This window comes from Pseudoalteromonas spongiae UST010723-006, assembly GCF_000238255.3.
GTDB classification, from domain to species: domain Bacteria; phylum Pseudomonadota; class Gammaproteobacteria; order Enterobacterales; family Alteromonadaceae; genus Pseudoalteromonas; species Pseudoalteromonas spongiae.
Genome location: NZ_CP011039.1, coordinates 1,448,946 through 1,461,319, shown reverse-complemented (window position 1 = coordinate 1,461,319; position 12,374 = coordinate 1,448,946). Strand labels below are relative to the sequence as shown.

Annotated in this window: 11 protein-coding genes; 4 read left to right on the top strand and 7 right to left on the bottom strand. The window is 41.4% G+C overall.

Annotation, left to right across the window (positions count from 1 at the left end; genetic code table 11):
• Positions 1–193 precede the first annotated feature (193 nt).
• From serS to lrp, 6 genes are all read right to left on the bottom strand, one after another.
• A complete protein-coding gene (gene serS / locus PSPO_RS06875) occupies positions 194–1,486 on the bottom strand; it encodes a serine--tRNA ligase (protein WP_010560172.1) in 1,293 nt (430 codons plus the stop codon).
• Positions 1,487–1,492: 6 nt separating this feature from the next.
• A complete protein-coding gene (gene crcB / locus PSPO_RS06870) occupies positions 1,493–1,879 on the bottom strand; it encodes a fluoride efflux transporter CrcB (RefSeq protein ID WP_010560173.1) in 387 nt (128 codons plus the stop codon).
• On the bottom strand, positions 1,866–3,209 hold the full coding sequence (locus tag PSPO_RS06865; protein WP_010560174.1) for a replication-associated recombination protein A: 1,344 nt from the start codon (positions 3,207–3,209) through the stop codon (positions 1,866–1,868). The genes crcB and PSPO_RS06865 overlap by 14 nt, the downstream gene beginning before the upstream one ends.
• Complete coding sequence (lolA, locus tag PSPO_RS06860; protein WP_010560175.1) at positions 3,202–3,867, bottom strand: outer membrane lipoprotein periplasmic chaperone LolA; 666 nt, start codon at positions 3,865–3,867, stop codon at positions 3,202–3,204. Before lolA ends, PSPO_RS06865 begins: the two co-directional genes overlap by 8 nt.
• A gap of 1 nt (position 3,868) precedes the next feature.
• Positions 3,869–6,475, bottom strand: a complete 2,607-nt coding sequence (locus tag PSPO_RS06855) for a DNA translocase FtsK (protein WP_010560176.1) — start codon at positions 6,473–6,475, stop codon at positions 3,869–3,871.
• A 96-nt stretch (positions 6,476–6,571) separates the two neighbouring features.
• Positions 6,572–7,039: a leucine-responsive transcriptional regulator Lrp gene (gene lrp, locus PSPO_RS06850; protein ID WP_010560177.1), complete on the bottom strand. Its 468-nt coding sequence runs from the start codon at positions 7,037–7,039 to the stop codon at positions 6,572–6,574.
• Between the two features lie 146 nt (positions 7,040–7,185).
• Here lrp and ald point away from each other — a divergent pair, with 146 nt between their 5' ends.
• Entirely contained in the window at positions 7,186–8,304 is a 1,119-nt protein-coding gene (gene ald / locus PSPO_RS06845; protein ID WP_010560178.1) for an alanine dehydrogenase, read from the top strand.
• A 75-nt stretch (positions 8,305–8,379) separates the two neighbouring features.
• Here ald and pssA read toward each other — a convergent pair whose 3' ends face one another.
• Positions 8,380–9,705: a CDP-diacylglycerol--serine O-phosphatidyltransferase gene (pssA, locus tag PSPO_RS06840; RefSeq protein ID WP_040641594.1), complete on the bottom strand. Its 1,326-nt coding sequence runs from the start codon at positions 9,703–9,705 to the stop codon at positions 8,380–8,382.
• 245 nt (positions 9,706–9,950) lie between these two features.
• On the opposite strand from pssA, the gene trxB reads away from it, so the two are divergent.
• Genes trxB through PSPO_RS06825 form a run of 3 tightly spaced genes read left to right on the top strand, consistent with a single transcriptional unit; the run spans position 9,951 to position 12,362 of the window.
• A complete protein-coding gene (trxB, locus tag PSPO_RS06835) occupies positions 9,951–10,904 on the top strand; it encodes a thioredoxin-disulfide reductase (protein WP_010560180.1) in 954 nt (317 codons plus the stop codon).
• 41 nt (positions 10,905–10,945) lie between these two features.
• Entirely contained in the window at positions 10,946–11,665 is a 720-nt protein-coding gene (gene aat, locus PSPO_RS06830; RefSeq protein WP_010560181.1) for a leucyl/phenylalanyl-tRNA--protein transferase, read from the top strand.
• The gene (locus tag PSPO_RS06825; RefSeq protein WP_010560182.1) at positions 11,658–12,362 is read left to right on the top strand and encodes an arginyltransferase; all 705 of its coding nucleotides are present in this window, start codon (positions 11,658–11,660) and stop codon (positions 12,360–12,362) included. Before aat ends, PSPO_RS06825 begins: the two co-directional genes overlap by 8 nt.
• Positions 12,363–12,374: the final 12 nt, after the last annotated feature.

Below are 12,374 nucleotides of genomic sequence, written 5' to 3'. Positions count from 1 at the left end.
AGATTATTTTATCTATTTTTCAATCGCTTATAAATTTCACACTAGAATAAATCTAGATAACTGTGCCATATTCGATACAGTTTCTAATTTTAATGTGTGTCGATAGCGAAACACTATTTATCTACGTAATAGACAGGCTATTCAACAGGCATAAAAAAACCGGCATATCGCCGGTTTTTAATACTATTAACTGTTATGCAGTAATAACTTCTAAGCCGCCCATGTATGGACGAAGTACTTCTGGTACCACTACCGAGCCATCTGCTTGCTGATAGTTCTCTAGAATCGCTACAAGTGTACGACCAACCGCTAAACCAGAACCATTTAGTGTGTGCAGTAACTCAGGCTTTTTCTCACCTTGACGACGAAAACGTGCTTGCATACGGCGTGCTTGGAAATCTTGCATATTTGAGCAGCTTGAAATTTCACGGTAAGTGTCTTGCGCTGGCAGCCATACTTCTAAGTCGTATGTTTTGCTTGCGCCAAAGCCCATATCACCAGTACATAAAATTACTTTACGGTACGGTAGTTCAAGTGCTTGTAAAATACCTTCGGCGTGGTTAGTCAGATCTTCTAACGCTTGCATTGAGTCTTCAGGCTTTACTAGCTGTACTAATTCAACTTTGTCGAACTGGTGCTGACGAATAAGACCACGTGTGTCACGGCCATAGCTACCTGCTTCACTGCGGAAACACGGTGTATGTGCAGTCATTTTTAATGGTAATTCAGCTTCATCAAAAATAACATCGCGGCCAAGGTTAGTTAATGGTACTTCTGCCGTTGGAATTAGGCTAAACCCTTCATTATGCTCGCTGATTGCTTCTGTGTGGAATAAATCTTCTGCGAACTTAGGTAACTGACCTGTGCCGTACAAGCTGTCTTTGTTTACTAAATACGGTACATACATTTCGGTATAACCGTTTGTGTCTGTGTGCGTATCAAGCATAAATTGCACAAGGGCACGGTGCATACGCGCCACTTTGCCGCGCATTACAGTAAAGCGTGCGCCTGAAAGTTTAACGCCCGCTTCAAAATCTAAGCCTTTTGCTAAACCTTCACCTAAATCAACGTGATCTTTTACTTCAAAGTCATATTGTTTTGGCTCGCCCCATTTAACCACTTCAACGTTATCGTCTTCGTCGTTACCAAATGGTACTTCGCTATCTGGTAAGTTAGGGATCGTTGCAGCAATGGCATTTAATTCAGCAAGGATTTCGTCTTGTTCTTTTTTAGCAGCATCCAACTCATCACCTAAGGAACCTACAGCAGCCAACAGAGGTGCAATGTCTTCACCTTTTGCTTTTGCTTGACCAATTGCTTTGGAGCGTGTGTTACGCTCATTTTGTAATTCTTGTGTTTTAACTTGTAGCGCTTTACGCTTTTCTTCAAGCGCTTGAATTTCTGCTACGTTTAATTCAAAACCTCGGCCTTTTAGGCGCTCTGCGGCTTCTTCGATATCCTGACGTAAAAATCGTGGGTCTAACATTCTTTTTTAACCTTTTTGCATTGCTAGCTGCATACCTAAATAGGCAACAAAAACACAACCAATTACATTTAAAAATACATTGAGTGTTGCTTTCAACCAGTGCCCTTGCTGTAACAGCAATAGCGTATCTATCGAGAAGGTTGAAAACGTTGTTAACGCCCCTAAAAAGCCAATTCCGATAAGTGATTTGGTGGGGTTAACAACAATTAATTCTTTTTCTAGTAGGCCGTATAAAACGCCTAACATTAATGAACCGAGAATATTAACTGTCAGGGTAGCAAAAGGGAATCCCTTTCCCAAAAGTTTTATCATTGATTCACTAATAAAATAACGAAGACACGCACCTGTTGCACCACCAAGAGCAACGTAAAAATAGAGTTTAATCCCTGTCATAACGTTTCCTAGTGGCTAAATTGTCTTGCTCGGTTAAATAGTCGAGCTTTGCTTTTATCTTTTGCTCAAGACCGCGCTCTGTCGGTTGATAGTATTTTCTATTTGCGATTTCTTCCGGAAGATATTTCTCGCCGGCAGCGTAAGCACCTGGTTCATCATGGGCATAGCGATACTCTGCACCATAACCAAGGTCTTTCATTAAATTGGTTGGTGCATTACGCAGATGATGCGGCACTTCAAAACTTGGCTCATTGGCAATATCGTGTTTTGCTTGCTTAAACGCTGTGTAAACTGCGTTACTCTTTGGTGCACTGGCTAAATATATCGCGGCTTGGGCAAGCGCCCTTTCACCTTCTGCAGGCCCTACACGATGATAAATATCCCAAGCATTAAGTGCGACTTGCATCGCACGAGGATCGGCGTTGCCGATATCTTCTGTAGCAATCGCTAATAATCGTCTACCAACGTAAAGCGGGTCACCGCCACCTGCTAAAATACGGCAAAGCCAATAAAGCGCACCATCAGGATTAGAGCCGCGAACTGACTTATGAAACGCTGAAATAAGATCGTAAAATAAATCGCCGCCTTTATCGTATTTTGCAATATGTGCAGGCAGAACATTCGCCAGCACATTTTCGCTCACAATCAGTTTATCATTTTGTTGATCGGCCATATCAATGGCTTGCTCAAGTAAATTAAGCGTACGTCTAGCATCGCCATCTCCTGCGAGTGCCAGTTTTTCAATTGCAGCATTATCAATCTCGATTTGCTTTTGCTGTAGCTGCTCATCGTTATTAAGCGCACTGTGTATGGCTTGCATTAAGTCCTGCTGTTCAAGCGCTTTTAATTGATACACGCGTGCACGCGATAAAATTGCATTATTCAGTGAAAACGAAGGATTCTCCGTTGTGGCACCAATAAAAATAAAAGTGCCATCTTCGATATGTGGTAAAAACGCATCTTGCTGCGACTTGTTAAAGCGGTGCACTTCGTCAATAAATAACAATGTACGCTGCCCTTGCATTGCTAAATGATCTTTTGCCGATGCAACGCTTTCTCGTATTTCCTTCACGCCTGAGGTCACTGCTGATAAACGGATCACGTTTGCATCTGCATGATGGGCGATGACTTCAGCTAACGTTGTTTTACCAACGCCGGGCGGCCCCCATAAAATTAAACTATGGCAACGACCGGCTAAAATAGCGTTGTACAGTGGTGAACCTTCGCTAAGCAGATGTTTTTGCCCTATGTATTGGCTTAAATTAGTTGGCCGCATGCGTGCTGCGAGCGGCCTAATTTCCGGGGCAAATGAAAAGCTTAAATTACTCACCTTGACTTTGATCGTCCACTAATACGTCAGCTGGAATGGTGAATTGAAAATACGCATCATCAATGGTTTGATTAACTTGCTGTTTTGAGAACACATAAACGGAAGTTTGACCTGTATTATCAAACACTGTCATTGAGCGTAATGCATCTGCATCAAATTTAAGCTCTAAACGCTCTACTTGGCTTTGACCTTGATTGTTCGGTGTAATCACATACGCGTTATCTGCATGCGTTACTGAGTAGTTTTGCCATAAGCTTTCATCCGCAGAAGTTAACAACGCAAACGGCGTATTATCGATTAGTTTTTTGCTATCTAAAATAGTGACTTGTTCTGCGAACTCATCGTAATAAAAGGTTTTAATGCCATCAGAAACCAGAACCGTTTCATCTGGTGATGTTTGCTTCCAATAAAGCTTTTCTGGACGCTTAATTTTTAATAAACCCGTACCTTGCATAATTTCGCTACCGGTATTGTCGATTACGGTTTGAGAAAAGTCTGCTTGTAAGTTGTTTAGCTTTGTTAAACGCGTTTTTAATTCACTTTGCGCTTTACTGTCTACGACGTGTTGCGCTGTTTCTGTTTGCGCGTGCACTGCTGTTACACTTACCGTGCTCATCGCGAATACGCTCGCAACAATTAATGTGATTCTTTTTGTCATATTATCCTGCATTATTCGGAACAATTACTTCACGAGTGCCATTGTGACCCGGCGCTGATACGATACCGGACATTTCCATCTGCTCGACTAAGCGTGCTGCACGGTTGTAACCAACCCGCAATTTACGCTGAACACTCGATACAGACGCACGACGACTTTCAATTACAAATGCGACCGCTTCATCGTAAAGCGGATCGCTTTCTTCGTCGCTTTCGGCAGTCTCACCTGGAAGTAAGACATCTTCAACGGCTTCTCCGTTCAATATCTCGTCGACATAATTTGGTTTACCGCGCGCTTTCCAATCATTTACCACCGCGTGAACTTCGTGGTCATCAACAAATGCACCATGCACACGAATTGGCACGCTAGTACCTGGCGGTAAGTAAAGCATGTCACCCATGCCTAATAAATGCTCTGCGCCTTGCTGATCTAAGATCGTACGCGAGTCAATTTTACTTGATACTTGGAATGCCATACGCGTTGGAATGTTCGCTTTAATCAAACCCGTAATTACATCTACTGACGGACGCTGAGTTGCTAGCACTAAATGAATACCCGCAGCACGTGCTTTTTGAGCAATACGGGCAATGAGCTCTTCAACTTTTTTACCAACAATCATCATCATGTCGGCAAATTCATCAATAACCACAACGATGGCTGGCAACTTGCCTAAGTCAGGCGCTTCCGTTTCCATACCATCTGTATCTTTCCAAAGCGGGTCTTTAATTGGGTCGCCTGCTTCAATGGCATCTAACACTTTTTGGTTGTAACCCTTTAAGTTACGTACACCCAATGCAGACATGAGTTTGTATCGGCGTTCCATTTCACCAACACACCAACGCAGCGCGTTAGCTGCTTCTTTCATATCTGTTACAACTTCACACAGCAGGTGTGGAATGCCTTCGTAAACCGATAATTCAAGCATTTTCGGGTCAATCATGATCATGCGAACATCATCAGGAGTCGACTTAAACAGTAACGATAAAATCATTACGTTTACACCCACAGATTTACCCGAGCCTGTGGTACCAGCAACTAGAAGGTGTGGCATTTTTGCAAGGTCAGCAACTACAGGTACGCCTGCAATGTCTTTACCTAACACCATTGCTAAGTCAGACGGGTTATTAGCAAATTTTTTCGCACCAATAACTTCTGAGAGGCGTACAATTTCGCGGTGCTGATTGGGCAGTTCTAAGCCAACATAGGTTTTACCAGGGATCACTTCCACTACACGCACACTTACTGCTGAAAGTGAACGCGCTAAATCTTTCGCGAGGCCGCTAATTTTCGCGACCTTAATACCTGGTGCTAAGTCCAGCTCAAAACGCGTAACGACAGGGCCTGGGTAAACTCCTACAACCTGCGCTTGCACACCAAAATCTAATAACTTGGTTTCAACTAAGCGAGAAACCGCATCCAGCTCTTCTTGTGTAATTGGGTTTTCTTTTTTATCTGGTCTATCGAGCAAATCTAACGTTGGCATTGGCGTTGCTGGCGGTGTCACCTCAAGTAAGTCTTCAAACTGCTCTTTGGCTGTTTTTGGCTTAACATATGTAGATTTGCGCGCTGGCTCTGTTGGGGTTTCATTTACGCTTGGCTGCACAACCGGTGCCAACGTAGGCTCTGCATCTGATTGTGGTTCTAGCGTGCTTAAAAAATCTTCCGAAGCAGCCTTTGGCGCATTCGTTTGTTTATCGTCATCAAACGGAATATCGTCAAGCGCTGAAAAACTTAAATCATCACTAATTATCTCGTCGAATTCTTGTAGTGCCGGGTGCATTTCGCTTTTATTATTCGCCTCAGGCTGTTTTGCTGTTTCAATGTCAGTATTTTCAATATCATCGCCAAAAGTTGGTTCGATTGTGGTTTCAGGCTGAACATCGATTGTCGGCTCTTGTGGCTCATCGCTTACTTCTTGCTCTGGTAATTCGTCAACATGATAGGTTACTTGTTTTGGCGCTTGAGTAACCGATTCATTAGTTACGGTTTTAATCGGTGCGTTATTCGCTTCTTTTCGTTCTGCTAATCGTTCTGGTAACGCTTTTAACCATAGAAAAGCATGCATTGCAAAACGGCCAATTTGGTCGACAAACTGTACCCAAGAAACCCCTGTCAGCAGGGTTAAGCTTGAAAAGAAAAAACACAGTAAAATGATACTTGTGCCAGTAAAGTTAAAGGTAGGCAACATGGCATTGGCAAACACATCGCCAATTACACCACCAGAAGAAAATTCATAGAAGTCATCGAAATTAATGCTGCTAATTGCCGTTGATGACACGACAAACAGTACCAAACCAACAACGCGTAATGACAAAGTGAGGTAGTCTAACTTAAATACTTGGTGTGTTTTTTTAAACAGCAAATAACCGATGACTTGAATAATAACGGGAACAAGTAACGCCAACCAACCAAAACTAAAGTACAGTAAATCGGCAGTCCACGCCCCTGCTGTACCTGTCATGTTTTTTACTTTGATATAGTCACCCGTTTGAGACCAAGACGGATCGATTGGGTCAAATGTTAATAAAGCAACTAACACAAACGCTGCAAATGCAGTCGTTAAAATAAGGCCTGCTTCTAATAATCTTTGAACACCATTAAGGCGCATTACAACTCCCCTTTTTATTATTCTTTACTTCCGACTACATCAGCGCAAATAACACTTTCTAAGATACAAATAGTATGTAGTGTGCTTATTCTATTACTATGGTGCTACTTTTAGAAGCGAAACATCATCACTTTTCACTTCTTCCATGACAACATAAGTACGACTTTCTGAAACTGCCGGTAAACGCAGTAATATATCACCTAATAAGTCACGGTATGCAGACATATCTGCTACACGGGTTTTTAATAGAAAGTCAAAGTTACCAGAAACAAGATGACATTCTAAAATCTCATCATGGGTTTTTACTGCGCTACTGAATTCTTCAAATACATCAGGTGAGGTTTTTGTCAGAGTAATTTCAACGTAAACTAATAATGCTGCGCCTACTTTTTTTGGGTCGATAATGGCTTTATAGCCTTTTATATACCCTTCCCTCTCGAGTTTTTTTACCCGCTCCAAACAAGGTGTTGCACTTAAACCTATACGGCGCGCAAGTTCCACATTCGAAATTCTGCCATCTTTTTGTAATTCGACTATTATCTTTTTATCAATGCGATCTAACACTAGCTAACCAAATTAGAATATTACTCTTTGTTTTTTGATTATATGGTTTTATTAACCAATATTTCAATTAAATAAAGTTACATCGACTAATTAAAGCTAGATAAAATAGTATTATCTATTACCACAGTTCAAAGTAAGGTGAATTTATGATTATCGGTGTACCTAAAGAGATTAAAAACCACGAATATCGTGTAGGTATGGTTCCGGCAAGTGTTCGTGAGTTAATCAACCACGGTCACAGTGTGTTTGTAGAAACGAATGCAGGTATTGGCATTGGTTTTACAAACGAAGATTATGAAGCCGCAGGTGCTGAAATTCTAAATACTGCTGAAGAAGTTTTCGCTAAAGCAGACATGATTGTTAAAGTGAAAGAGCCTCAAGCAGTTGAGCGTGCAATGCTACGCGAAGACCAAATTCTATTCACTTACTTACACTTAGCACCAGATCTTCCACAAACTGAAGACCTAATTAAGTCTAAGTCTATCTGTATCGCTTACGAAACAGTAACAGACGCACGCGGTGGTTTACCACTTCTTGCGCCTATGTCTGAAGTAGCGGGCCGTATGTCAATTCAAGCAGGCGCACAAGCACTTGAGAAATCAAATGCAGGTCGCGGTATGCTACTTGGTGGTGTACCAGGTGTTGAGCCAGCAAAAGTTGTTGTTATTGGCGCAGGTATGGTTGGTAACAACGCAGCACAAATGGCGGTTGGCATGGGCGCTGATGTTGTTGTTCTTGATCGTAACGTTGATGTTTTACGTCGTATCGATGCACAATTCGGTAACCGCGTTAAAGCTGTTTATTCAACTGCTGATGCATTGGAAAAGCACGTACTAGAAGCTGATCTTGTAATTGGTGGTGTTCTAATCCCTGGTGCTGCAGCACCAAAACTAGTAACAGCAGACCACATCAAACGTATGAAGCCAGGCGCAGCTATTGTTGACGTTGCAATCGACCAAGGTGGTTGTATTGAAACTTCTAAAGCAACAACGCACGCAGAGCCTACTTATATTGTTGATGACGTTGTTCACTACTGTGTTGCAAACATGCCAGGTGCAGTTCCTCGTACGTCAACGTTTGCACTTAACAATGCAACACTACCGTACATTATTAAGCTAGCTAACAAAGGCTACAAAGCTGCATTACTTGAAGACTCACACTTCATGAATGGCTTAAATGTATTTAAAGGCAAAGTAACATGTAAAGAAGTTGCTGAAGGCTTCAACATGGAATACGTAGCGCCAGAAGATGCTTTAAATAGCTAATCATTCTGCAAAGCATAAAAAAAGCAGCGAAAGCTGCTTTTTTTATGTGTGTTTTTTAGTTTCAAACATTATTAATTAAATAAAGCGCTTAATAATAAAATCAACTTTAACACGCTTCGCTTGCCCTAAAAGTTTAGCAACCGGTTCTGGGTAATTATGCATTGTTTGCAGCTCTTTGTAGCTGTTTAACTTAGTACAATGCGTTAATATTTGTTGCTTTTCTTGCTCAAGTACATCTGTTAGTAAACCTTGGCTGTCATCAAATAAAATACCGTTTTCGATATCTAAACCCCACGCTCGAGGGTTTAAGTTGTGCCCTGTCATCATTTGATAACGGTTATCGACACTAATGCCCTTTAAGTGAAATGAGTTGCTGTCATGACGCCAAAGATGCACATTTAAAAGGCCATCTTGCACAAACTTATCATTAAGTTTTAAAAACTTAGCCAATATAGTTTCGTACAAATACGGCAACGCACCAATTTTACTAAACGGCTTATCGGGCGAAATATAAAAATCGTTCGCGGTTTTATCACCCACAACAATGGTCACTTTTAGCCCTTGCTTTAATTTCTTTCTAAGTACGCGCAATAGTGGCGCCGGAAAATTAAAGTAAGGGGTGTAAAGAACCAACTCTTTCTCACCGAGTTCAAACAGATTTTTAATCGCTCGGTTAAGCATATTGCCGCGACGACCAAAACCTAAAAATAAAAAGCTATCAATTGAGCCTTCGTCTGACGATGTAACATACGGATACTTCGCACGTTTTAGCGACTTCATCAGGGCTTTATGGTCAGATTTGCACTCTGCTAATTTTTTAATCGGACGTACATCAAGACGAATTACCGCACTTGACGCAATCAGGTAGTCATCAACAAACTGTGTGAAGGAGTCTGCTAGTGCTTGATTAGCAATAGTGAAATAACGGTCAAGGCGATAGCGCTGTTCATATTGTAAATAAACATTGTTTAAGCTCGCGCCGCTGTAAAGCACGGTATCATCTATCACCATACCTTTTAGGTGCAACACACCAAATACTTCTTTACCTTTTACAGGAACGCCAAAAACACGCACACGATTTTGATGGGCTTGTTGCAGTTTTAAGTATAGTGCGGCATTACCTTCACTTTGGGCTTCACCAATTAAGCCGCGCTGGGCACGGTGATAATCAACCAAAATGTCGACGCGTAGTTCAGGGTTCGCATTTGACGCTCGATGAAGTGCCTCTAAAATTTCACGGCCCGCTTCATCATCCTGTAAATAGAGCGCGGTAATAACAATGCGCTGTTTAGCATTTTTAATTAACGATAATAATTTTGCTCGATAAGACGACGCATCAAGCAATATTGATATTTGCTCGCTATCAAGTTTAAAGCTTGGCTCTTTTTGCCAAAAATCCAAACGCACGCTGTTATCCTATAGCATCAGTTTTGTATAAAAGCGTCAACATAACAAATTATTAGATTAAACGCACAATTTTTGAGAGAAAGATTTGCTAAGTGGCTAAATTTGCGACGGGTGTTACGTTAAATTGACGCTTACGCCAAGTTGGTAATATCAAATTCCGTAAAATAATTTACATCTGCCTTGTTTTTAATAGAATCAACCGCATTAATTAGCAAAAGCAGTATTAATTAGGAAATGCGATGAGCGCAAGCAAACACAGTAAATTACTTATTTTAGGCTCAGGCCCTGCAGGTTACACAGCTGCAGTATACGCAGCACGAGCAAACTTAAACCCTGTATTAATCACAGGTATGCAACAAGGTGGTCAGCTAACAACGACAACTGAAGTTGAAAACTGGCCTGGTGATGCGCACGGTTTAACCGGCCCTGCTCTTATGGAACGTATGAAAGAGCACGCTGAACGTTTTGAAACTGAGATCATTTTTGATCACATTCACACTGTTGATGTAAATAACCGTCCATTTACCCTAACAGGCGATTCAGGCACGTATACATGTGACGCACTTATTATTGCAACAGGTGCGTCTGCTCGTTACTTAGGCTTAGATTCAGAAGAAGCATTCAAAGGCCGTGGCGTTTCAGCATGTGCAACATGTGACGGTTTCTTCTACCGTAATCAAAAAGTAGCGGTTGTAGGTGGCGGTAACACAGCTGTTGAAGAAGCACTTTACCTATCTAACATCGCGTCTGAAGTACATTTAGTACACCGTCGTGACACTTTCCGTAGTGAAAAAATCTTAACCGATCGTTTAATGGATAAAGTTGAGAACGGTAACATTACCCTGCACCTTAACCAAACGCTTGATGAAGTACTTGGTGACGATATGGGTGTAACAGGTCTTCGTACTAAATCAACCACAGACGAAAGCACTAATGAGCTTGACGTTGCAGGTGTATTTATTGCTATCGGTCACTCGCCAAATACAGGTATGTTTGAAGGCCAGCTTGAAATGAAAGACGGCTACCTAGTTGTTGAGTCGGGCTTAAACGGCAATGCAACTCAAACCAGTGTTAAAGGTGTATTTGCAGCAGGTGACGTAAGCGACCACATTTATCGCCAAGCAATTACCTCAGCGGGTACAGGTTGTATGGCAGCACTTGATGCCGAGCGCTACCTAGACAATCTCAAGTAAAATTCGCTAAACTGAAGGCTGCCACTAACGCAGCCTTTTTTATGACAGCACAACTTACACTACTCGATTCATTATCAACTCAATTTCCTCCCGCAGATCTTGCTTTATCCGAGCCTGATGGTTTGCTTGCAATTGGTGGCGACTTATCAACGCCACGATTAATAACCGCCTATCAAAGTGGTATTTTTCCTTGGTTTAATCAAGGTGAGCCAATTATGTGGTGGTGTCCAAGCAGCAGAGCGGTATTAAATATCGGCGACATCAACATCAGCCGCAGTTTGCGTAAACTCGCTCGACAGGGTAAATACACCATTACCGTTAATACTGATTTTAGCGGTGTTATAAATAATTGTATTAAGCAACGAGAACAACTTGAAGGTACGTGGATAACCGATGATATGAAGGCAGCGTATATCGCACTTCACAATCAAGGGTATGCGCATAGTATCGAAGTGTATAATCAAGACAACATATTAGTTGGCGGACTGTATGGCATTATGGTTAACCATGTGTTTTGTGGTGAGTCGATGTTTCATTTTGAAAGTAACTGTTCAAAACTAGCATTTTGGGCGCTACATAATCACTTGCGAAACCATAATATTAACTTGATTGATTGCCAAATCGAAAACCCGCATTTATCGTCATTAGGTGCTACTTGCATTACACGTGAAGAATTTTTGGCTAAACTTACTGTAAAAGATGATCAACCAATTCACCCCACTATGTGGAATAAGGCACAATTGACGGATATTTATGACTGAGCATATGCCGGTAAAATTGGGGATAAGCCAACAATTCCCATGCAGTTATATCGATAAAGAGCAAGAGCGCTTACTGGTGGTACTAGACCACGATTTTTATACCCAGCAGCGTTTTGAACACCTTCTTGCGCTGGGCTTTCGTCGTTCTAGCGACCAGATTTATCGTCCACATTGTGCTAACTGTACCGCCTGTGAAGCTATCCGCCTTGATGTGTCACAGTTTTCACCAAGTAAATCACAAAAGCGCATCATTAATAAAAGTAAGCAGTTCGAACTTAAAGTAAGTAGTGTCAGCAAAGATATTTATTACACACTGTACGAAAAATATATCACGCTAAGACACCAAGACGGTGCTATGTTTCCACCATCTGTTGAACAATACGAAAGCTTTTTGACCTGTAGTTGGTTACCAATTAACTACCTTGAACTTTGGCACAATAACACATTGATTGCAGTTGCGGTCACAGACACATTAAGTAATGCGCTTTCTGCTATTTACACTTTCTTCGACCCTGATTTTGAAGATTACAGTCTTGGCACCATGATGATTTTGAAACAAATCGAATTTGCTAATAGCATCAACAAGCAATATTTGTATTTGGGTTACCAAATCGATGAATGTCGCAAAATGAATTACAAAACTAAATTTAAACCTTACCAAAAGCTCAATAATAATGTTTGGCATCTGGAATTATAAAAAGATGACTGT